The organism is Herpetosiphon gulosus, assembly GCF_039545135.1.
Taxonomy (GTDB): domain Bacteria; phylum Chloroflexota; class Chloroflexia; order Chloroflexales; family Herpetosiphonaceae; genus Herpetosiphon; species Herpetosiphon gulosus.
Map to the genome: position 1 here is coordinate 42,749 of NZ_BAABRU010000022.1, position 21,156 is coordinate 63,904.

The window sequence follows — 21,156 nt, forward strand, 5'->3', positions numbered from 1 at the left end:
ATTTTGGCGATGTTAACCCACAAAACCACAAAATTAACTCGTTCACACGATGGGATTGTTCAACTGATTGGCAATACACCCTTAATTCCCTTGCGCCGGATCTTTGCTGAATATCCGATTCAACTCTTTGCCAAACTGGAGATGTTTAATCCAGGTGGCAGCGTTAAAGATCGGGTAGCACGTTCGATTATTACCAAAGCGCTTGCTGCAGGCCAGATCGACCAAGCCACCACAATTATCGAATCGAGTTCGGGCAATTTAGGCATTGGGCTGGCACAAGTTTGTCGCTATTTTGGGTTACGCTTTATTTGTATTGTTGATTCACGTACAACTAACCAAAATATTCAAATTTTACGCGCTTATGGAGCTGAGGTTGAAATTATTACCCAACCTGATCCTGATTTACTGACGGCGCGGATTAAACGTGTGCATGCCTTGCAAGCCAGCATTCCCAACAGCTTTTGGTGTAATCAATATGCAAATTTACATAATCCGATGGCGCATTATGCCACGATGAGCGAAATTCTGACAAGTTTGCCGAATGCTCCCGATTATCTGTTTTGTGCAACCAGCAGCTGTGGCACATTGCGCGGTTGTGCTGAATATATTCGCGATCAAGGTTTAGCAACCAAAGTCATTGCGGTTGATGCGCTGGGCAGTGTAATTTTTGGTGGTCAGCCCGGCCAGCGCTTGATTCCTGGTCATGGTGCATCACGGATTCCCGAGTTGTTCCAGCCCGATCTAGCAACTGGGGTTGTGTATGTTTCCGATGCCGATTGTGTGGCTGGCTGCCATAGCCTGCTCGACCAAGAGGCGATTTTTGCTGGAGGCTCGTCGGGTGGCGTAATTCGCGCAATCGCCCAGATGTTGCCTAGCCTGCCAGCCAATGCCACCTGTGTGGCGATTTTGTGCGATCGCGGTGAGCGCTATCTCGATACAGTCTTCAACCACGCCTGGATCGATCAACATCTGCCAAGCCTGTTGATTAATCAACCGCAACCGATCATCGAACGTGAAAATGTTGTCGGCTAAGCTGCCGTTGTGAGGAATACGAGGAATACAATGCAACAATCATTAACCCTACTCAAAGGCCATGAAGTTGGGCGAATTCTCGATGGCGCTGAATTGGCGCTGATTGATTTGGTTCAAACAGCCTACGAGGCACATCAGGCAGGATTAAGTGCCTTGCCGCATTCAAGCTTTTTACGCTTCCCGAATGATCCATTAAATCGAATTATTGCGCTGCCAGCCTACCTTGGTGGTGCGCAACCAAGTGCTGGGATCAAATGGATCGCTTCGTTTCCTGGCAACCTGAGCTATGGTATTCAACGTGCCAATGCCACGATTACCCTGAATGATCCGCAAACTGGCTTGCCAATTGCTTTTATGGAAGGAGCGCAAATTAGTGCCAAGCGCACGGCTGCTAGTGCGGCTTTGGCCGCAAAATATCTGCATTCTAATCCCCAAGAAACGCGGGTAGGCTTGGTTGGCTGTGGCGTGATCAATCATGAAACCTTGCGATTTTTGCGAGCAGTGTTTCCAAGCATTCGTGAGGTGGTGATATTTGATACCCAGCCAGCCCATGCTGAGCATTTTCAGGCGGCCTGTAGCGATCAATTTGGGCTGAATGTGCAGGTTGCGGAAACGATCGAGGCTGTGTTGCGCCGCACCAGCTTAATCGCTTTGGCTACTACCGCAATTAACCCGCATATTGATGATTTGAGCATGTGTGCTGCTGGCACAACCATTTTGCATACATCGCTGCGCGATCTCAACCCACGCTTAATTGAGTTTTGTGATAATGTGGTTGATGATCGTGAGCATGTATTGCGAGCCAATACCTCGCTCGATTTGGCCCAACAAGCCTTGGGGCATCACAATTTTGTGCGTTGCAATCTGGCCGAAATTACCAATGGCCAAGTTGCGGCCCGCCCAAACCCTGAACAAACGACGATCTTCAGCCCGTTTGGCCTAGGCGTGCTCGATTTAGCATTGGCGCAGTGGGTTTTGGGGCAAGCGCAGGAGCGCAATATTGGCTTAACTCTCAACGATTTCTGCTAAGTTGGTCGATTTAGCCAAGCTCAGGGTTTGCTTGAGCTTGGCGGTTTCTATTGGTTGAGTGCAAGCTGGGCTAAATCGTTGAGCCAGTAGGGGTTGGCAAGTTGCTGATAAATTGCCGCACAAGCCTGCCAATGTTGCTCGGTTTGACTGGGTTTGGCCAGTTGCTGATAGACTTGGGCCAGCAATTGGTGAGCATGGGCAATTCCGGTCTGATGTTCAAGTAGGGTTGCCAGCCGCAAACTTTCATAGCCATGGTAACTGGCTTGGTGGTATTGCGCCTGCTGCAAGGCCAACTTGGCCTGCTCAAGGTAAATTCGCGATAAATGGGCAGTAGCCTGCTGCTCTTGAGCAATTTCCTCGGCTTCTTCAAAGCAGGTTTGGGCATGGCTAAATGCTTGGCGTTGCATGGCGCATTTGCCCTCAAGCAGGGCAGTACGGGCACTAACCAACTTATAATTGCTGGCTTCAACGATTGTTTTAATCTGCTCCAACAATTGTTCAGCTAAACTAAGATTCGCTTGGAGCAAGGCTAACTCAGCCCAATCATTTAAAACCATCACTTGACCATGGGCCGATTCAAGCGTTTGCCAAATGGCCAAGCTTTGTTGCAGATAGGCTAGGGCTTGCGCATAGTGGCCTTGATCGAGCGCTAAATTGCCCAAACCCCAAAGCGAATAGGCTTCGCCTGGCTGCAAACCAAGCGTGCGCCAACTTGCAAGGCTGGCATGCAAATCAGCTTCTGCTTGAAGTAGCTCACCCTTATTCTTTTTAACTAAGCCTAAATTATAGAGAATTCGGGCATGTTTAAAGGATGTCTGGCCGCCAATCAGTTCGAGCACCCGCTCAAAGAAGTGTTGAGCTTGGTTAATATTGCCCTGATGGTAGCATAAAAAGCCTAGAGCGTTATAGGCATCGGCGAGGATCGCTGGGCTAAGCGCAACTGTTTGTTGTTCGATGATCCCCAAAATCTGCTGCAACCAGCCAATCCCCTCACGCTGATAACCATGGATATGCAAGAAATCGATCAATGTCGCAATCAGCGTAATCGCATTTTCGAGATCATATGGCTCCTCAAGACACCAGGTAATCACCGTATGAAAATTGTAATATTCAGCCGCGATCTCCTGAAAAAGGCTATTCGTGCGTGAGTTGAGCATCTTTTGGTAGATTGTTTCGGCAATATTTAGATAATAGGTTGCAAAACTTGCCCGTAGGCGCTGAATCGTTGCTGGATCGGCAAGCTGCTCAAGCACATATTCGCGCAAGACCCGCAACATGCCAAAGCGTGGCTCATCAGTTTGCTGTTGCTGAATCCAAATCAGGCTTTTGTCGAACAAATTGGTTAAGCCATCGAAAATTGACCATGGCCATGGGCTATAGCAATCAGCCAGTGCTTCAAGGCTCAGGAGGGTACAGCTCTCGGGAGCTAATGCCAGCGCCACCAACAGAAATTGCTCGGCACTATCAAGCAGATCGATACTCCATTGAATCGCATTGCGCAGGGTTTGTTGGCGGTTGGGCAAATCGCGTGAGCCTTGGGTCAGCACGTTCAGTTGATTATTCAGTCGATGTACCAACATTTGTGGACTGAGCATGGCACTGCGAGCAGCAATTAATTCGATGCTGAGCGGCAAACCCTCAAGCTGCATGCAAATCGTGCTAATCGCCCGCGCATTCGATTCATTCAACTCGGCTTGGGGATTAATCGCCCGACTACGCTCTAAAAAAAGCGCAATCGCCGGAATTTGGGCCAACTGCGCCAGATCAAGCTGCATGCCACGAACTGGAACTGTCAGCGGACGCAACGGAAACCGCTGTTCCCAACGCAAATGCAAAACTTCGCGACTGGTTGCAAGAATTGAGAGCGTAGGGCAATAGCTCAAAAGTTGGTTAACAAACTGGCTTAAATCAATAATATGCTCACAATTATCGAGAATCAGCAGCAGATGCCGATTTTTAAGCCAGTTAAAAATATTCTCTTCAATCGATTGATTGGGATTTTCGTGAATGCCCAGTACCCGTGTAATTAACGACGGGACAAGGTTGGCATTGGCGATTGGATCGAGGCTAATCCAAAAAACGCCATCGCTAAAATAGCTCAGCAAGCGTTGGGCAATCGCTTGAGCCAAGCGCGTTTTGCCAACTCCAGGCGAGCCGACAATGGTTACTAAACGCGCTTTTTGGGCTTGAAATTGGACACAAATTGATTCAATCGCCGAATCGCGGCCAATGATTGAACTAAATGGAGGTAGTAAGTTTGATGGAGCTGGCTCAGGCGGCGATCCGCCATCAGTTGGGCTAGGCGATTGCCCAGTCCAAGCTGCATCAACAAAGGCCCGATTGGCCTCTACTTGGCAAAATTTGGCAATCCGCGCCGCAATCTGGCGTGAGGGCCGCCGTTCATTCGACTCGATTTTGCGAATCGTAATTGTTGAACAGCCTACCAACTCGGCTAAATATTCTTGGGTAAAATTAAGCTCTTTACGACGGTGTTTAAGCCAGTAACCAAAGCTTTCACTCATATATCGTGCCTAGGTGTGATGGGTTATTCGCTAGCTATTTGGTATCGAGCTGGATCTCACAACACTCTCCACCCATCATCGTAATACAGCCAGGCGAGCGTTTGCCGGCATAGGCTGTTCCGCCAACACACAGTTCGAGATCATCATCGCTTAGTTCAGAGGTTCCAACTGGGTTATGCTCCAACAACTGCGCTAAGAGGGCTGCTTGCTCGTCATGGTTTGATAGCACTGTCATGGGGTACTCCAAATTAACAGAATGTTGCTAGCTATCCATACAAGTGGTGGAATGTAGGCTGAAATGTGGAATGCCACCAACTGTACGGCACACGCTTCGTTTTGTCAAAATCTTGACATCGATTAGACAAAAGCTGAATCAATCGGCTGCAGGGGCCAGCAGTTTGCTGGTCCCCCAGGTTGAACGTAAGGAAACCAGATAGTCAGCGAAGTGACGATCAAGAAAATTGCGCATCATGGCGCTGTCATGGCGAATCGCGGCTATGCCCCATTGTTCGGCGCGGGTGGCTTGTTGGCGCAGGGCGGTTGTCAGCAAAGCCAAGGCAATGCCCGTTTGGCGCAGATCAGGGTGGACATAGAATTGAGTATAGACGCGGGTTTGGGCATCGATTAAGTGGGTCATAACCCAGCCCAAAATCTGTTGCTCCTGACAAAATACAAAACTATGCGCAGGATCAAACGGCTGCTCAAGCTGAAATGGCGATAAGCCCGGGGGAAACCAGTTGGCAGTTTGTTGGTTTGCTAGCCAATTTAATCCTGCTTGATCGGCATCTTGCCATGCTACAATGCTGCTGTCCTTGGGCAAGCGATATTTACGCTGGACCCAGCCAGCCTGCGCCATACGCACCACATCAAGTTTGAAGATCAGCATGCGAGCCTCGGGCGCTGGCCATTGTTGCTGGTTAAGCAAGCCAAGTATCGGCGCTGGCTGATCGGTTTGGCTATAAATCAGGTGCACTTGGGCGCAGGCCTGTTGGCTGAGGTTGGTTTCCAAGGCACTCAGTAATTGCCGCCCAATGCCTTGGCGACGATAGGCTGGCGCAACAAATAGCGAAAGCACGTCGGCTGAACGCTGCTGGTGGTTGGCCAAGGCTAAACCAATTGCCTGTTGTTGCAGATTGTAGGCTCCAATTGCCACAATCTGCGGCTGCGGCTGCACCAGCAAATCGCGATAGCGTGGATAGGTCAGCGGCAAAAATTCAGCCAAATCGGCTTGGGAAATTGGACTAATCCGAATCATGGCCCATTACCTCCAATAATGGCTCAGTCGTTGCACAGACGGTCGGTGCTTCCAAGAATGTGACCGATGGCACACAGGCTGGAGCTGCTTGTTGCAAAAGCCCATAGCCAATCCCGGCGATTCCAGTCATCAGGCCTGGTGGCTGCGCACCATATTGAACGCCACAGCGATAGCCACCGCGTTGAATGCTAGCAAAAATTTCGCTAGCAAGAGTTTGGGCTTGGGCTTGCAATTGTTGATCGGCATAATGCTTGGCTGCCGCTTGAATCAAGGCCAAATTGCCAAAATCGCCATGACATAACGAGTGATTCATGCCAAAGCCTTGCTTGAGGGTAGTGCTCAAGGCCTGTTGTAGGTCGTGATCAATCGTGGCATCATCAAGGCATTGCGCCATCCCTAGACGTGAAATGCCAATTCCGCTCGCTCCATGACACCACGCCGCCATACACAGCACCAGATCATCAGTTTGTTGATTGCCTTTGGTTTTGGCGGTGCGAATATCACGCCAATTCTGCTGCTCGGCCACAAACAGGCTGTTATCGTAGGCTAAGGCTTGCAAACCACACGCACGGTAGCGCTGATCGTTGGTTAATTGGGCAAGTTCGATCAAGGCCCAAGCGATGCCCGCTGTGCCATGGGCCAAACCACCCAAGGCTGGTTGTTCAGCATCGGTGATGGTTTGCCACGAACGGCCAATCGCCTCGGCTTGGCTGCTGGCAAGCAAATGGTCGCCACAAGCCAGCAAACTTGCATACAATTCGGAGCTTGGCGTGTGGGCGTAGATACGCAGGCCAACTAATAAGCTGCCTGCCGCGCCCGCCATCAGATCAAAGGTTGTATCATTGACCAGCAATTGGGGTATTCGCGCCAACCATGTTTCGGCTTTGTTCAATAATGCAGGTTTTTGCCAAAGGCTAGCCAGATGCCAGTAGAGATAACTGAGACCACCCCAGCCCACAAAGGCACCAACATCGGTTAATGTGGCTTGTTGTTGTTCAAGCAAGAGTTCGAGGGTTTGGAGGGCGCGTTCAGCCGCTTGGGTGTAGCGCTCAACGCCGCTAATCGCCCCAAGATAGGCCAAGAAATAGATAATGCCAGGCAAGCCATCGTAGAAATCCAGCCCGACCATTTGCAGTTCAAGCTGTTGAGTCAGGCCGATCCATGTGATTGAATGCTCGTTATGCAAGGCGGTTGCCAGCAATTCGTCGCCAACGCCGCAGGCTGCCAGCAACCAATCGGCATGGCTTGGTTGCACGTTAGTTGGTAACAGATAGCGCTCATTTGAACGATAGCTGTTGTGAAGCGAGGCGCTCATGGTCGCAAACGAGAAGCTAATCAGCCGCACTTGATTGGCTAGATCGTTGGAACTTAATTGATGCAAGCGCTCAAGCACCATCATTTTGCCGGAACGTGGTAAATAATCGGCAATCCGTTGGCCATCGCTGCTCCACAGGTCGCATGAATCAACCGAAGTGGTAAATAGCGGAATATCGCCCTGCCATAAGTCGCGATGCTCATACGGAATCAACTCGACCAACCGCTGATTGTATTTCACCTCAAACCACAGCCGATCAAACAGCCAATCGCGATCAAGCGCATCGCGCAGAACATCGGGATGAAAGCTTTCTTGATAGATTTTCGTATAGTAGGCGGTGTGGCGAGCAATCACCCGAATCGTGCACCCATACAGTTTCGCGAGTGGGCTAGTATCAGCTTGCAATTCGGCTTGGTGCTGCAATAAGAAATCATACATGGCCTCAAAGCCACTCACCACACAATTGAGGTAACTGCCAATTTGTTCAGCACTGACAGTGGCAATTGGGCTATGCTGGCTGCCAGAAAGGCTGACTGGCTGCTTAGTCATGCGCATGGTATCGGTGCCGGCTTCAACCCACAGGGGCATTTTATCCATACTGGTTTGACCATCACGCGTGCCCAAGCCACTAATATCGATGCCAGTTTTGCCTGCGCGTGCCTGAAACCGCTCCGGCAGTAAACTGACCCGCAAGACCGAGTTGGTCAAGACTTGGTTGGCCATAAAGACGTTTTCAAGCTGATTATCGCTATGCACCTGTGGGCCACACAGCGATTCCAAATCGATAAACATTGGGTCTTCACCAGCAGCAATAATATTTTCGTGGTGAAAATCTGAGGCATTCAGCACATACAACAACGCCAAATAGATCCCTTGGCGCTGATAAAAGCGTTCAATCGCCGCCGAATCGCTGAGCATGGCATGATCAACCCATTCCGACCAGCCATAGTGGTGGCGATCCAATACCTTGAGCAAGCGCAAGGGCAGCATCGACGAGTGTTGATTGACCCAGTGCAACAATTCTTGAAAGGCTTGGTCGATTGCCAATGATCGTGGTTTATAGACGAGCTTGGCATTTGCGAAGCTCAAAATCACAACACTTTGGCCGCCAGCATGCACATCGCCAGCGCCCGCTTGAAGACCAATCAACCCATCCGTTTGCTGGAGCACCGGAAAAAGCTGTTGTAACGCTGGCCAATCGTGATTCAAGCGTTCAAAAATGGTCGTGCTATTGGCGTGCCAGCGCTGAATGGTTAAGCACAATTGCTGAATTAAGACCGGATAGGCTTGTAACAAGTGCTGTGCCCGTTGGCGATCACGTAATTGTTGGACAAAATCATGATAGCGTTCTTCGGGGGTTGTGCCGCTTAATTGCGCTTGGACGCGAGCAAGATGCAACTCAAGCACTGTGACCCGACTAATCATCCACATACAGCGTTGGGCTAACGACTCAAACCAAAGCGTAACCCATTGATCGGGTTGCAAAAAGGCTTGGCGCGGTTGGATGCTGTTGAGTTGTTGGTGTAATTGCTGAACCGCATAAGCTAACAATGGCTCAACCAGATAGAGCAAACCATGCATGGGGTGTTGCAAAAGCTTGGTCGAATAGGGCAGCGCCTGCGGTAAGGGGTTGCGATAGACAGTTTCAAATAGCTCAACCCAGTCGGGTTGTGCTTGGTCTGCTTCAAATTGCTGGGCAGGCGTTTGTAAAAACTGCTGCAATTGCTCAGGTGTAAGCTGGTTCTGGGCGAGTCGTTGGGCAAACCAATCGCCATCTTGGAAGGGTGTTTGCGCCTGCCAGCGCTCAAAACGGCGCTGATTGGCAGCATTCAAGGGTTCATCGGAGCATTGTGCAGCGTGCATCCTACGAATTGCCAAGGGGAGCGTTGCACCCCAACCAAGCTGCTTTTGTGTTGTCATTAAGATCTCCCCAGGCTTTGGGTAATACCAATTTGGCAACAACGGCTCAGCGCAACGGATTGCGAATATGAGCCGTTGTTCGGTATAATGCTAGTGATCCAGCCGATGCGAAGCAGATTCAAGCCGATGCAGGGTTGTTGGATTGGGAAGCCCGCGTAAGTGCTGGTTGGAGCAATGGATGTCGGAGTTCATCGCTCCAGCCATTCCCGTGGCTGAACCACTGAGAGATTTCCCAAAACACTGCATGGTTGTTGCTCCTAGTTTTCGCGTGGTGGGCAGGTGCATTCACATTCTTTATCAGAGCGTGAGATGGTGCACGAATAGCTTTTGGCTGCAGCACCAGCGCTGACCACTTCGAGTTCTTCATCGCTTAACTCAACACTGCCAATAATCAATTCATAATTAATGGTTTGCATGATTAAGCACTCACTGCATTAGTTGACTGACAGGTGCATTCACAAGCGCCATCGCCGCGTGAAACGGTGCATGAGTAGCTCTTCTTTTCTTTACCAGCACTGACGACTTCGAGTTCTTCGTCGCTTAGCTCAAGGCTACCAACAATCGTATTGAGATCAAACTGTTGCATGCGAAGTCCTTCCTTCCATCACAAAGAGGCCAGTCTAGCTGTCGCTAGTGCAGCTACAGGTACAAGCGCCATCGCCGCGTGAAACGGTGCATGAGTAGCTCTTCTTTTCCTTACCAGCACTGACGACTTCGAGTTCTTCGTCACTCAGTTCGAGGCTGCCAACAACGGCGTTCAAATCAATGTTCAAATTATTCATGTAATGCTCCTGAATAGCTTACAAAATCAACCAATTAGCCGATGCTGGCGTGTGGGGTTGCTGGTGGAGTTGGAGATGAACCACAGGTGCAGGTACAAGCGCCATCGCCGCGTGAAACGGTACATGAGTAGCTTTTCTTTTCCTTACCAGCACTGACGACTTCGAGTTCTTCGTCGCTCAGTTCGAGGCTGCCAACAACGGCGTTCAAATCAATATTCAGCATGGAATCGCTCCTTTGAAAAATAATGCCAATTGAAGGATTAGGCGTTTGAGGTTGGGGCAGCGCTAGCGCTACAGGTGCAGGTGCAAGCACCATCGCCGCGTGAAACGGTGCACGAGTAGCTCTTCTTTTCCTTACCAGCACTGACAATTTCCAACTCTTCGTCGCTCAGTTCGAGGCTGCCAACAATGGTGTTTTGGTCGATCATGGGTGGTTTCCTTTGCACTAGCATGATGATTTCTATGGCACTGGCAGAATTGAATTGCCAGGAATGCCCAAATTTAGGTTTGTTGCTGAATAAGTTGGGCATAATAGCCCGCTTGGGCCAGCAACTCAGTGTGACGGCCTTGTTCGATAATTTGGCCATCACGGAGAACAACAATTAAGTCGGCGTTGACGATCGTACTCAGGCGATGGGCAATCACGATCCGTGTACAGGCCAAGCGATTGAGATTGCGATCAACCTCGGCTTCGGTGGCAACATCAAGGTGGCTAGTGGCTTCATCGAGCAATAACACACTGGGTTGATGAACCAATGCTCGGGCTAAGGCTAAGCGCTGACGTTGTCCGCCTGAAAGGCTGCTGCCACCTTCGGCCAAAATCGTTTCTAAGCCCATTGGCATGGCCTCAATATCACTGGCAATGGCTGCCTGCTGGCAGGCCTCGATAACCTGGGCAAGTTCAAGATCATTGCGCTGAAGCGTAATATTTTGGCGAATCGAGCCGCTGAAGAGAAAAGTATCTTGCAACACTACCCCAAATTGCTGGCGTAATGCTGCCAGATCAAATGCTTCAGTCGGTTGATTATCGTAGTAGATTGCGCCACTGCTTGGCTGATACATGCCCAAAAGCAGTTTTGCCAAGGTGCTTTTGCCCGAACCAGTTTTACCAACTAAGGCAACTTTCTGGCCTGACTTGATGGTAAGTTGAATATTCTTGAGCACAATTGGGCTATGGGTGCTATAGCAAAACGACACATCGCGTAGTTCGATCTGGCCAGCAGTCATGGCCGCACTCGGTGTCGGCTTGTTTGGCTGCTCAACCTTGCTATGCAACACATCGGCAATTCGCTGAAAATAGAGGTTGGCCAATTGAATATTTTGAACGGTACGAATAAGCATGGCCAGCGGCGCAAAGAATGCCCCAGCTATCCCCAACAATGCTAATAGTGTGCCCGTGCTCAATTGCTGATTGAGCACCAATTGTGTGCCAAACCACAAGAGGCCCAACACCGCACTCATATGAATACTATTGATCGCGGTATCGATCACGGCACTAGCCCGCGAGCGCCGCAGCGACCAAACCAATTGGTTGGTAAAGCGCGGCGACCATTGATCGAATACTTGTTGTTCGATACCGCTGGCCTTGATTGTCGTCATGCCGTTCAGCGCCTCGACCAAAAATCCTTGGGCCTTGGCTTGGGCATCAAGATCTTGGTTGATAATTTCGCGCAAGCGCGATTGAGCTAGCAGTACCAACCCAATTTCGATCAAGGCAAAGCCAAGCACAATTGCAGCTAAAAGGCTACTTTGCCACCAAATCAGCATAAAATAGCCAAGCACCAAGCTGCCATCGAGAATTAGCGTCAACACTTGGCTGGTAATGAGTTCGCGCATGATTGTATTACTGTTCAAGCGCATCAATAAATCGCCACTACTGCGCTGCTCAAAAAAGACAAACGGCAAAGCTAAGAGATGGCGAAAAAAACGTTGCATAATTTGCAAATCAAGCTTGGTTTGCAGATAAATGGTTAATTGCTGGCGTAATAATTGAATAACGCCCTGCATGACGATAAAACACATAATTGCTAGGGCGATTAGCGTCATTCCAGTTATCAGCGCCTGTGGAATAACCGTATCGATCACCATTTTGGTGAATAACGGCACAACCAAACCACCAACTTGCAACAAAATCGATGTGAGAATCAATTGAAAAAAGAGCGTTTTATGCTGGATCAGAAGCTGGAGATAATTTTGTAAGATCGTTTCGCGACGAATCTTGCGGCGTTGAAAGTTGACACTTGGCTGCATTACCAAACTAACACCAGTGAATGCCGTTAGGAATTCGGCTTTATCAATTCGCCGTCGTCCAAAATTTGGGTCAACAATTTCGGCGTAGGCTTCGGTTGTTCGTTCGAGCACCACAAAATGATTGAAATTCCAGTGGATAATAATTGGTTGACGTAATGCTAGTAGTGATTCATAAGTAAATGAAAATGCTTTGACCTCAAACTGATAGCTACGAGCCGCCTGAGCCAAGGTTTTGGCGCTAATTCCATCACGGCCAACCCCGCAACGCTCACGACATTCAGCGACACTCATTTCATGGCCATAATAAGTTAAGAGCATTGCTAAACAGGCAGCACCACACTCAATTTGGCTCATTTGCAATAAAACTGGCACTTTACGGCGTTGAGTATAGCGTTTAAGCAGGTTGCTAGTGTTTGGCTTGGTAAAAATCATACGCCCTACCAACTATTGATCAATAAGCTGCCCAAGGTTTGGCTATCTTCATAAATAACCAGTTGATCGTTTGGTTGAATAAAAGTGGTTAGCTGTAAGACAACCGTGGTTTCATTCTGATTAGGGATAATTTGCACAACCGTTGCTGAAACGCTTATCTGATTGACATAAACAGTCATTGTTTGAGCAATAATGACTGGTTGTTTAGTTTGATAGCGAATTTGCTGTTGATTGATTATGCTAGCGCTGGTATTAGGTTGTTGTGGTTGTGGTTGGAGCAACAACCAGCTTAGTCCGAATCCCAACCCGCAAATCAAGAGCCATAACCAATAGCGTGGGCGGCTTTCATCGATGGAAAGTGGGTTGATCATGGTTTGTTGTTTGAGATAGACTTCCAGGGCTTCTTGGCGATAAAATGTTGGTTTCATCACAACTCCAGTAACTATTCTAAGCATACCGAAATCCGACTGCTTGGAACAGCTACTGGAGCGATACAACAGTGATCCAACCAAGCGGTTTGCAACGATACAACGCTGGCCATTCCAATAGCGGATTTTGTCTTTTGTGATCATTACCTGTCAAACGTTAAGAGAGTGAGCCAATCCCCTAGGCTACGGATTGGCTGACTGAGTGTGTTTGTCATTCATGAGATATTTCAGTTGATTTTTCCAAGGCAACCGAATGAATTTCGTCACTGCATCACGGCCCATACCTATGGCAGCCTCAAAGCCGCTGTCTTGCAACACTTTGGCCCAAAGGAAAAAGCGAAACAACGCCATACTGCGCTGCACCAGCGGGGCTTCTCGGAAAACGATCTCTGGATTGCCGCGATTGCCCTCCAATATCAACTCACGCTGGTCTCGATGGATAGCGATTTTCAGCGGATGCAGGCGGTGGTCTCCCTGCCCACGGTGCGCTGTGATTAGGTATCAGTGTACGATTTCGGGAAAAATATACGCTAGCATTAAAAAATATTAATAATGAGTCTATTCATCGCAAGAAAAAAGATACTTGATTGCCTCACAACACAGGATGGAGGGCAACCAAGTATCCTTGACGAACATGGTTAGGGGCGAATGACGCTGTTGTTCGCGAGTTCTTGCTTTGTTGTTGCGTTGATAAGCCGTAGTGTTAAGGGGATGTTCCGTGGAATAGCGCTTTGATCAAGCCGAACCACTGAAACGGGAGAGTGTGTCCCACTTTCTGCAAACTCATGTGGCTGTGGGAGTGAAACAGTTGCATAGATTTGGATCATCGCTTCGTTGATGGTGATCGATTGAATCGACAGTGATGCGCCACCAGCTTGTCGAAGACCGAGAAAACATGCAACCATAACGGTTTGGGGTTGTTGCGATTGTTGAATGTGGTTGCGAACCGTTGGGTTGACCATTGCCGTTAGGTGGTTATCGCGTTGCTCTGATAGCTCTAAAAGACACATCGGCGTTGGTTCCCGATACTGCCCAGTAAATTCTCCCTCCCAGCTACTAAAATCGATAACCGTCGTTATGGGAATCGGTGTTTCTGCTGGATGAGATGCGCCACATCCAACCAATATGATGCTTGCACAAAGCAGGAGAAGTAATGATCGTGTCATGGAATACTCCTATTTACGACTATAGGGAAGGAAGATTTTATACGGAAGAAAAGGAGTTTGATCATAGACACCCCTCTGTGCTACCATGGGTGAGACAGATCTGGTGTATCAATCTTAAGTCGAGGGCCGCAAGGAGTTCTCATGGCCAGCAAAAAATCAACGCCCGACCAATCGACCCATGACCCCGAAGTGCGGTCCAAAGCCGCCCGCACCCACTGGAGTGCCCGCGACCGCCTGCGCATTCTGGCCGCTGCCGATGCCTGTGCCCCCGGCGAACTCGGAGCCTTGCTGCGCCGTGAAGGGATTTACTCCTCGCACCTCGCCCGCTGGCGACGACAACGCGCCGAGGGTGAACTGGCCGCGCTCACGCCCAAACGCAAAGCCGCACCCACGCCCGAAGCCCAGCGCCAGACCGCCGAACTCGCCCGCCTCCGCCGCGAAAACCAGCGGCTCCAGGCCAAACTGGCCCAAGCCGAGGTGATCATCGATGTGCAAAAAAAGCTTGCAACCCTGTTGGGCATCACGCTTCCAGTGCCGCCGACCGACGCACAGGATTAATCACGGCGGTGGCTGATCTGGCTCCGACCGTGGGCATTGCCGCTGCATGTCAGTCACTCGGTGTCCCGCGCAGCGCCGTCTATCGTGCCGCCCATCCCGCTCCTACGGCGGCTCCGCGTCGTCGGCCCGCCCGTGCGCTCACGCCCGATGAGGTCGCCCACGTTCGCACGGTGCTCAACAGTGACCGCTTTGCCGACTGTACGCCACGCCAGATCTACGCCACCTTGCTCGACGAGGGAACGTACCTGTGCCATTGGCGCACGATGTACCGGATCTTGGCCGCCCATCGCGAAGTTCGTGAACGCCGCAACCAGCTGCGCCATCCGACCTATGCCGCGCCGGAATTGTTGGCCACGGGGCCAAACCAGCTCTGGAGTTGGGATATCACCAAATTCAAAGGCCCAACCACCTGGTCGTATTTCTATGCCTATGTGATTCTGGATGTGTTCAGTCGTTGCATTGTGGGCTGGATGGTGATGGAGCGCGAATCGGCGGCCTTGGCCGAGCAGTGTATCGCCGAAACCTATCACCGCGAGGGCATTCAGCCGAACCAGCTGACGTTGCACGCCGACAATGGCAGTGCCATGACCGCCAAGCCCGTCGCCCAGTTGCTGGCGGATTTGGGCGTGACCAAAACCCATAGTCGCCCGCATGTCTCGAACGACAATCCGTACTCCGAAGCGCAGTTCAAGACCACCAAATATCGGCCTGATTTTCCCGATCGGTTTGGCAGTCTCATCGATGCACGGGCGTGGATGCGGGCGTTTGTGCCCTGGTACAACCACGACCATTGCCACAGTGGGATTGGCTTGCTGCCACCAGCGGTGGTGCATCGTGGGCAGGCCACCGCCATGACGACGGCACGGCAGCAGGTGCTGGCGACGGCCTATGCGACCCACCCGGAACGCTTTGTGCGGGGAACACCGCGCCCACCGCGTGTGCCGGAGGCCGTGTGGATTAACCGCCCAGGCGGGCCAGCTGATCCGTTGATGGAGTCCCCATTGCGCGAATAACCACCTTCTTTAATCGCCCGTTTACTCCGTTGTCATCTGTTTCATCGTGCTTGACACATTCCGCTGTGGCGGGCCGAACGGGAACGCGACACGGAAGATGCAAAAATCAAGCGCTATTGCCAAGAACAACGGCAGATCGGACGGGCACTGGAGGATCTGATAGCCCAAGAGCGGCCGATGTATGCCTTGGATGATCGCAAAGATCAGGTCATGACGGTGTTCAAAGTGGCCATCGCCAATCTGGGGATGGCCGTGCGGGATCAGTATTTTCCGCCCCATTATCGGCAGGCAACATGGCGGCGGCTGCACGCCTTTTTCGCGTTGAAAGGGCAGATCACGGCTGATGCGACAACCCTGCGTGTCACCCTGCGTCCGTTCAATGATCACCAACTCAACCGCGATCTCGCCGACCTCTGTGCGCGGGTAGCCCAGCATGCCCCCTACCTGCCCGATGGACGGCGGCTCGTCTTTCTGAGCGCACCACCGCCGCGTCCATGTCTAGATGTGCAATAACGCTGCTGAAGCGCAAAACCCTGGTCATACGTTTGCCCGCCGCTACCTTGCGACCCATCCTGGCGATTTGATCGGGCTCGCACGCCTGCTTGGCCACACGGATCTGAATACTACCAGTCGCTACACCCAACCAACGATGGCCGAATTGGCGGAACGGGTCGATCAACTCGGCCTGAATGCCTATGGGGAGGGCTAAATAAGCGCGGAAGGAGCCGGAGGTCGATCATGAATCGTCAGTTTGATAGCGGTTCCAGCCATGATTGACGCGTCGAGAGATGGTGTGCTAGGATAGCCATGATTCGTTGAGTGTTGATGGAGGACATCCCCTCATGAGAGACCGATCGCGTTGGTCGCAGCCCCTGCGGCGTTTTTTGCTGTGTGGAATCGTGATAAGTAACCTCAGTTGGTTGGCAGTTCCTACCGGATCTATCCCCGACGTTGCGGCTGCACCCTTCCCCAATGAAGCCGTCGCTTCGTCAGCACTGGCAACCACCAGTGCGGAGACACCCTCCCCAACGGTCGTCCTGAATAGCACGGGCTTTGTGCCCAATCACGGCCAGTTAGCAAACGATATTGTCTACGAAACTGCGTTGGCAGGTGGCATCCTTCAGGTGCTGCCGTCGGGCTGGCAATTGCGGCTCTCCTCGCCACTGACCAGCAGTCTTGAGCCAATCACCTTGACCATGGAGTTGGTGGGAGCCTCGTCGCCAGCCGCGTGGGAATCGAGCCTGCCACTCGTCACGACGGTCTCGGATTATCGCAGTCCTGATTCAAGCCGCTGGCGCAGCGATGTACCGCAATATCAACAGATTCAGGCCCGCACCATTTATCCCCAGATTGATTTGCACTATACCGTCACACCCTCGGCGACGCTCAAAAGTAGCTATCTCGTGGCCGCAGGAGCCGATCCGAACCAGATTGGCTGGCGCTATCCTGATGCCGATAGCGTGCAAATCTCCAATGATGGCTCGTTGGTCATCCAAATCAATGCCACGACCATCATCACCGAAAGCGCTCCGATCGCTTGGTAAGACCTGGGCGACGATCGGGTGTTTGTGCCCGTGGCGTTTCAGCTCGCAGCCGATGGCACGGTGGGCTTCACAGTTGGGGCATACGACCGCAGCCAGCCCTTAGTGCTTGACCCCAGTTTGACGATTAATCGGGTATTTGGGGCTGGGTTGCGCACAGTGAGCAACCTCGCGCGGCATCCCAATGGTCAGTATTATCTGGCCGGAGCAGGCGATAGTGGGGCGGTGCTGTGGCGCATTGGCAGCGACGGCCAAACACCGCTTGCATCGACCTTGCTTGGGTCAAGCGGGACAGTGGCACGGGTGGCGGTGACCGCAGGCGGCATGATCGTGGTCGGCATCGGTGCCTACGATTCCAGTGACCCGCAGCCTGTCCAAATCGTGCGCTTTGCTACGTCCACAAGTGTCCCGCTGGTCGAGAGTGGCGCGAATGGCCTGATCACTGATCTGGTGGCCCATCCCAGTAGCGAACAGGTGTAGATGACTTGGCGCAGCCTACCAAGCGACAATGGGTTTGTAAGCACAATTACGCCCAGCGCAACGACCCATACCGCGACCACCACCGCGCTCGTCGCCTATACCCATCTCGCCGTCACAAGCAGCGGCGTACTCTATGGCAGTTTCTCGCGCTCAACCGTGACCAGTGGTGGGTTGAGTAACCCATGGAGTGCGGGTGTCAGTCGCTGGACCGGGACGGCTTGGCAGATCGTCTATGAGCGTGTTGCCAGTGGCAGCAGTACGGCATGGATTGGCGGCCCGCTCGCCATCGATAGCATGGGCAACGTATGGGTCGCCTTGCATGAATCGGTGACCAATGTGGCAGACCATGAAGCAGTTCGTTTATGGGTTGTCGCGATTACACCCGCTGGAGCGCTGCCCATCCTCCGGCGATTGAGCGATGAAGTCCCGATCAATAGCGCCTATAGCGCAACCTTTGCCAATACCCTGACCGTCTTCAGTACGGGACAGGTGCTTGTTGGTGGAATCACCAATGGTCTGAGTAGCGCGACGCGCACTTTTGGTGTCCAACGCGGCTTTTTGATCACACTCCATAGCGATGGGACGGTGCTTGAGCAACACGAATTGCAGGGTTCATCAAACTATGAGCAATGGATTATCGATCTGATCGAGGCGGCTGGGGATGCGGTAGTGACTGGAATGCAATCGGTCGGGTCTAATGGTGTCGGATTTATTGGCCATGCGACCGTTTTTAAGCCCGTTCTCCCGAATATTCCTGATTTTACGACAAGCTATTATCAGGGCCGCATAGCTCCACGCTATAATCGCAAGCAGGGTTGTTTAGCTCGTATGCGCGGCGAGCAGGGATTGGTGATTCTCACCTATGGATCACCGCGTGGCCCAGAAAACACTATACCCCCATTGGATAACCAAGGCAATCCAACCTATGGGGCTGGCTTGCTTCCTCCTCCTCTAGAAGATCAGCCTCCGCCCGCCAGTATTGCAGATATTGAAACATCAGTTCAAGATTACATTGATGGTTATATAAGCTATCAACTCTGTAATACTGAGTTTGCTGGTGAAATACAGATTCCAGCAGAGCCGAACCTGCCCATACCCAACGCCAAACTCGTGATTGGCGTTGGATCGAGTAATTCGCCTTTAGGTGGTGTTGTGCCACGCCTTAATCCTGGCATGACAACAAATCATGCACGTGCATGGGCGCAGATGGTTAATCGGCTGCGTGACTATATTCAGAGTAATAGCTATGCTGGGGTACGGGTTGCAGGAGCTTTTGATGCTGAGCCAGCTTGGTGGAATGTGGATGTGGATGGGCAGCCGCCGTATCAACAGGAGGATAGCCTCACCAGTCGCACACCAACCTATGCATGGCTTGATGCCTTTGAGGATGAAAGTGACCCCGATATTTCGCTTTATATGTTTAGTAGCCTTGATGGTGCACCACGAACAACGACCACATGGTTAGGGAATGATGGGAGCCTCATCCCCAACGCCAATCTTGAACAGCGCTATGCGTTATTGACGAGTACCACGGGGAAACGCAAGATCATTCCGCAAGCCTACTATCTCCCCTATGACAAGGAATGGTATCAATTTCGCTGGTTTGCCAAATTAAACTATGCCGCGGTTCGCTTTGATGGGGTTATGTCGCAAGCCCAGTCTTCAGGGATTACGTGGGTAGCTATTGGGCAGGATCGGCGATTTTGGCCTGAATATACCGTAGATTATTATGCGGTTGATCCGACTGATCCTAAGTCGTTAATGCAAAATCTGCCACCTGATCAGGCATGGCTGATGTTTCATGATGTATTGCATCGAACGCTCGTGAGTGATTATCTGGTACCAGCAAATTTTACCTTGCCAAGTGATTTTGTGCTTGCACCATTAGATGCAGGACTAGAAGTTTCAATTGCTAGCACCACAGCGTGTCGGCCACGGGTGAATCCAGCGAGTGATGGCTTGTACGCGCCACCCGATTCTGCGGAAAACCACTTTTTTCGTGGGGCATGCTTCCCGTCCGGTACAGTATTGCCGCGTGAAATGACGATACCCTCATTCATCGAGGGCTTCCCAAGCGGTGTCCAACCACGCTATAACCAAATTACGCGTGGCGAGTTGCCATGGTTAACTGATATTGATTGGGGATATTGAGCTATGAAATGCAACAAAGACTATGCGAAACAATTACTATCTCTCGGGTTGGTTGTAAGTATTTTGGCTGGCTGTGGGCGGTCTGCAGTAGTGCCGGCTGTCGAGATCAGCCCATCGGTAACATCTCAGCAACCGCTTTCAGGATCGTTACCAACCGCGACCTTTGAAGACCCCTTTGCTTGGGTGACTGGTACGCCTCACCCCGATGCGGTTATACGAATTACCGCAGAGGCCGCCCATGATTTGGCCGTAACTCATTTTGAAGCAACTATGCAATCGTTGCCCACCGCAGATCCAATGGGGCCGGCTATAACCTATGAACCAGACCCAATCGATGTATTACCCATAGGAATTATTTTAGGGGCAGACTGCGAACCCTTGGAAGGAGATCCCACATTTGTCACGACGAGTTGTTGGACAACACGGATACAGAACAATTCAATTCGAGTTCGTGTTGGAGCTGGCAAAGAATATGATGATTCCCCTGGATCAATGTATGTTGTCGTCTATCCTGAAAGTGATCGTTCCGAGCGAGATATCCAGACATACCTTGCCCCACAAGTTACTGGTGTGTTAAATCTTACGGCAGTAGCCTATCCGCTGATTGATCTTCAGTCTGATACTGGTCTCCCGTTTCGTTTCAACCTTGAAACGCGCCAATGGCTCGATCCCAATGGCACACCGATTCCGGTCACTGCCACCCCAACCAGCACCAGCGAACCAACCGTTGCCACGCCAACCCCGGCTGGAGGGATTACGGTGACTTCGCTCACCTTATTTGATGCTGATACTGACCAACCACTTATCGGCTTTGATCCGATGGACACGCCAACTGTCCTCGATTTTGTGGCCTTGGGCACGCGGCGACTCAACATTCGCGCTAACACCAGCCCAGCCACAGTCGGCAGTGTGCGCTTCAGCCTCGACGGTGCGCCGTATCGGATTGAGGGTGGTGCACCCTATGCCTTACAGGGCAACACGGGCACAGATTATGCCGCCTGGACTCCTAGCGCAGGCCAGCATCAACTGGTGGTAACGGCATTTAGCGGCGCGAATGCGACGGGAACACAAGGCGGCAGCTTCACGCTCGATTTCACCGTCGTTGATACCGCGACGGCAACTGCGACCGGCATTCCCGCCAGTATCACGCCCGTGCCTGCGACCCCAACCAGCACTGGCAGCACCAGCACGCCCAGCACGGCCAAAATCGCGTTGTTTGTCGTGGGCGATGCCACCGCCTTGAATGCCAATGACACGATGATTCAGTCACTCTTAGTTGGCG

The 21,156-nt window shown here is 51.5% G+C and carries 21 protein-coding genes and 1 pseudogene; 10 read left to right on the forward strand and 12 right to left on the reverse strand.

Annotation, left to right across the window (positions count from 1 at the left end; translation table 11 throughout):
- The first annotated feature begins 9 nt into the window (after positions 1–9).
- Both sbnA and sbnB read left to right on the forward strand, forming a co-directional pair.
- Complete coding sequence (gene sbnA, locus ABEB26_RS22375; RefSeq protein WP_345724311.1) at positions 10–1,032, forward strand: 2,3-diaminopropionate biosynthesis protein SbnA; 1,023 nt, start codon at positions 10–12, stop codon at positions 1,030–1,032.
- 30 nt (positions 1,033–1,062) lie between these two features.
- A complete protein-coding gene (sbnB, locus tag ABEB26_RS22380; RefSeq protein WP_345724312.1) occupies positions 1,063–2,061 on the forward strand; it encodes a 2,3-diaminopropionate biosynthesis protein SbnB in 999 nt (332 codons plus the stop codon).
- Between the two features lie 47 nt (positions 2,062–2,108).
- Here the strand turns inward: sbnB and ABEB26_RS22385 are convergent, their stop codons facing one another.
- The 11 genes from ABEB26_RS22385 to ABEB26_RS22435 all read right to left on the reverse strand — a co-directional run bounded on the left by ABEB26_RS22385 (position 2,109) and on the right by ABEB26_RS22435 (position 12,965).
- Positions 2,109–4,583, reverse strand: coding sequence for a tetratricopeptide repeat protein (locus ABEB26_RS22385; protein ID WP_345724313.1), 2,475 nt, complete (start codon positions 4,581–4,583; stop codon positions 2,109–2,111).
- Between the two features lie 34 nt (positions 4,584–4,617).
- Complete coding sequence (locus ABEB26_RS22390; protein ID WP_345724314.1) at positions 4,618–4,818, reverse strand: hypothetical protein; 201 nt, start codon at positions 4,816–4,818, stop codon at positions 4,618–4,620.
- A 138-nt stretch (positions 4,819–4,956) separates the two neighbouring features.
- Positions 4,957–5,838, reverse strand: a complete 882-nt coding sequence (locus ABEB26_RS22395) for a GNAT family N-acetyltransferase (RefSeq protein WP_345724315.1) — start codon at positions 5,836–5,838, stop codon at positions 4,957–4,959.
- Entirely contained in the window at positions 5,825–9,073 is a 3,249-nt protein-coding gene (locus ABEB26_RS22400) for a type 2 lanthipeptide synthetase LanM family protein (RefSeq protein ID WP_345724316.1), read from the reverse strand. Before ABEB26_RS22400 ends, ABEB26_RS22395 begins: the two co-directional genes overlap by 14 nt.
- Before the next feature lie 257 nt (positions 9,074–9,330).
- Entirely contained in the window at positions 9,331–9,489 is a 159-nt protein-coding gene (locus ABEB26_RS22405; protein WP_345724317.1) for a hypothetical protein, read from the reverse strand.
- A gap of 2 nt (positions 9,490–9,491) precedes the next feature.
- Entirely contained in the window at positions 9,492–9,659 is a 168-nt protein-coding gene (locus ABEB26_RS22410) for a hypothetical protein (protein ID WP_345724318.1), read from the reverse strand.
- 34 nt (positions 9,660–9,693) lie between these two features.
- Positions 9,694–9,855 (reverse strand): hypothetical protein, encoded by a 162-nt coding sequence (locus ABEB26_RS22415; protein WP_345724319.1) that lies wholly within the window; start codon positions 9,853–9,855, stop codon positions 9,694–9,696.
- A 34-nt stretch (positions 9,856–9,889) separates the two neighbouring features.
- Positions 9,890–10,078, reverse strand: a complete 189-nt coding sequence (locus tag ABEB26_RS22420) for a hypothetical protein (protein ID WP_345724320.1) — start codon at positions 10,076–10,078, stop codon at positions 9,890–9,892.
- Positions 10,079–10,115: 37 nt separating this feature from the next.
- Positions 10,116–10,283 carry a hypothetical protein gene (locus ABEB26_RS22425; RefSeq protein WP_345724321.1) on the reverse strand — a complete coding sequence of 56 codons (168 nt, stop codon included), beginning with the start codon at positions 10,281–10,283 and terminating at the stop codon, positions 10,116–10,118.
- A 73-nt stretch (positions 10,284–10,356) separates the two neighbouring features.
- The gene (locus ABEB26_RS22430; protein ID WP_345724322.1) at positions 10,357–12,537 is read right to left on the reverse strand and encodes a peptidase domain-containing ABC transporter; all 2,181 of its coding nucleotides are present in this window, start codon (positions 12,535–12,537) and stop codon (positions 10,357–10,359) included.
- Positions 12,538–12,542: 5 nt separating this feature from the next.
- Positions 12,543–12,965, reverse strand: coding sequence for a hypothetical protein (locus ABEB26_RS22435; RefSeq protein WP_345724323.1), 423 nt, complete (start codon positions 12,963–12,965; stop codon positions 12,543–12,545).
- A gap of 231 nt (positions 12,966–13,196) precedes the next feature.
- Here ABEB26_RS22435 and ABEB26_RS22440 point away from each other — a divergent pair, with 231 nt between their 5' ends.
- Complete coding sequence (locus ABEB26_RS22440) at positions 13,197–13,463, forward strand: PIN domain-containing protein (protein WP_345724325.1); 267 nt, start codon at positions 13,197–13,199, stop codon at positions 13,461–13,463.
- A 140-nt stretch (positions 13,464–13,603) separates the two neighbouring features.
- On the opposite strand, the gene ABEB26_RS22445 is transcribed toward ABEB26_RS22440, so the two are convergent.
- Positions 13,604–14,131, reverse strand: a complete 528-nt coding sequence (locus ABEB26_RS22445; RefSeq protein WP_345724326.1) for a protease complex subunit PrcB family protein — start codon at positions 14,129–14,131, stop codon at positions 13,604–13,606.
- A gap of 141 nt (positions 14,132–14,272) precedes the next feature.
- Here ABEB26_RS22445 and ABEB26_RS22450 point away from each other — a divergent pair.
- From ABEB26_RS22450 to ABEB26_RS22480, 7 genes and pseudogenes are all read left to right on the forward strand, one after another.
- Positions 14,273–15,702, forward strand: a protein-coding gene (locus ABEB26_RS22450) for an IS3 family transposase (protein ID WP_486348326.1) whose coding sequence is annotated in 2 segments (ribosomal slippage) — positions 14,273–14,633 and positions 14,633–15,702 — 1,431 coding nt in all. Because the reading frame shifts where the segments join, the coding sequence is not laid out codon by codon here.
- A gap of 177 nt (positions 15,703–15,879) precedes the next feature.
- Positions 15,880–16,215, forward strand: a complete 336-nt coding sequence (locus tag ABEB26_RS22455) for a hypothetical protein (protein ID WP_345724327.1) — start codon at positions 15,880–15,882, stop codon at positions 16,213–16,215.
- The gene (locus ABEB26_RS22460) at positions 16,205–16,411 is read left to right on the forward strand and encodes a hypothetical protein (protein WP_345724328.1); all 207 of its coding nucleotides are present in this window, start codon (positions 16,205–16,207) and stop codon (positions 16,409–16,411) included. Before ABEB26_RS22455 ends, ABEB26_RS22460 begins: the two co-directional genes overlap by 11 nt.
- A 133-nt stretch (positions 16,412–16,544) precedes the next feature.
- The gene (locus ABEB26_RS22465; RefSeq protein ID WP_345724329.1) at positions 16,545–17,246 is read left to right on the forward strand and encodes a DUF7948 domain-containing protein; all 702 of its coding nucleotides are present in this window, start codon (positions 16,545–16,547) and stop codon (positions 17,244–17,246) included.
- Between the two features lie 30 nt (positions 17,247–17,276).
- Positions 17,277–17,723 (forward strand): hypothetical protein, encoded by a 447-nt coding sequence (locus ABEB26_RS22470; RefSeq protein WP_345724330.1) that lies wholly within the window; start codon positions 17,277–17,279, stop codon positions 17,721–17,723.
- Positions 17,724–19,874 carry a hypothetical protein gene (locus ABEB26_RS22475; protein WP_345724331.1) on the forward strand — a complete coding sequence of 717 codons (2,151 nt, stop codon included), beginning with the start codon at positions 17,724–17,726 and terminating at the stop codon, positions 19,872–19,874. It abuts the gene before it with no gap.
- Positions 19,875–19,877: 3 nt separating this feature from the next.
- A pseudogene (locus ABEB26_RS22480) lies at positions 19,878–21,156 on the forward strand (hypothetical protein); the annotation flags it as partial.

What these genes read in the sequence shown, in the direction of transcription:
- sbnA (WP_345724311.1), top strand. Translation starts at nt 10, where the DNA reads ATGTTAACCCACAAAACCACAAAATTAACTCGTTCACACGATGGGATT.
- sbnB (WP_345724312.1), top strand. Translation starts at nt 1,063, where the DNA reads ATGCAACAATCATTAACCCTACTCAAAGGCCATGAAGTTGGGCGAATT.
- ABEB26_RS22385 (WP_345724313.1), bottom strand. Translation starts at nt 4,583, where the DNA reads ATGAGTGAAAGCTTTGGTTACTGGCTTAAACACCGTCGTAAAGAGCTT.
- ABEB26_RS22390 (WP_345724314.1), bottom strand. Translation starts at nt 4,818, where the DNA reads ATGACAGTGCTATCAAACCATGACGAGCAAGCAGCCCTCTTAGCGCAG.
- ABEB26_RS22395 (WP_345724315.1), bottom strand. Translation starts at nt 5,838, where the DNA reads ATGATTCGGATTAGTCCAATTTCCCAAGCCGATTTGGCTGAATTTTTG.
- ABEB26_RS22400 (WP_345724316.1), bottom strand. Translation starts at nt 9,073, where the DNA reads ATGACAACACAAAAGCAGCTTGGTTGGGGTGCAACGCTCCCCTTGGCA.
- ABEB26_RS22405 (WP_345724317.1), bottom strand. Translation starts at nt 9,489, where the DNA reads ATGCAAACCATTAATTATGAATTGATTATTGGCAGTGTTGAGTTAAGC.
- ABEB26_RS22410 (WP_345724318.1), bottom strand. Translation starts at nt 9,659, where the DNA reads ATGCAACAGTTTGATCTCAATACGATTGTTGGTAGCCTTGAGCTAAGC.
- ABEB26_RS22415 (WP_345724319.1), bottom strand. Translation starts at nt 9,855, where the DNA reads ATGAATAATTTGAACATTGATTTGAACGCCGTTGTTGGCAGCCTCGAA.
- ABEB26_RS22420 (WP_345724320.1), bottom strand. Translation starts at nt 10,078, where the DNA reads ATGCTGAATATTGATTTGAACGCCGTTGTTGGCAGCCTCGAACTGAGC.
- ABEB26_RS22425 (WP_345724321.1), bottom strand. Translation starts at nt 10,283, where the DNA reads ATGATCGACCAAAACACCATTGTTGGCAGCCTCGAACTGAGCGACGAA.
- ABEB26_RS22430 (WP_345724322.1), bottom strand. Translation starts at nt 12,537, where the DNA reads ATGATTTTTACCAAGCCAAACACTAGCAACCTGCTTAAACGCTATACT.
- ABEB26_RS22435 (WP_345724323.1), bottom strand. Translation starts at nt 12,965, where the DNA reads ATGAAACCAACATTTTATCGCCAAGAAGCCCTGGAAGTCTATCTCAAA.
- ABEB26_RS22445 (WP_345724326.1), bottom strand. Translation starts at nt 14,131, where the DNA reads ATGACACGATCATTACTTCTCCTGCTTTGTGCAAGCATCATATTGGTT.
- ABEB26_RS22455 (WP_345724327.1), top strand. Translation starts at nt 15,880, where the DNA reads ATGTATGCCTTGGATGATCGCAAAGATCAGGTCATGACGGTGTTCAAA.
- ABEB26_RS22460 (WP_345724328.1), top strand. Translation starts at nt 16,205, where the DNA reads ATGTGCAATAACGCTGCTGAAGCGCAAAACCCTGGTCATACGTTTGCC.
- ABEB26_RS22465 (WP_345724329.1), top strand. Translation starts at nt 16,545, where the DNA reads ATGAGAGACCGATCGCGTTGGTCGCAGCCCCTGCGGCGTTTTTTGCTG.
- ABEB26_RS22475 (WP_345724331.1), top strand. Translation starts at nt 17,724, where the DNA reads ATGACTTGGCGCAGCCTACCAAGCGACAATGGGTTTGTAAGCACAATT.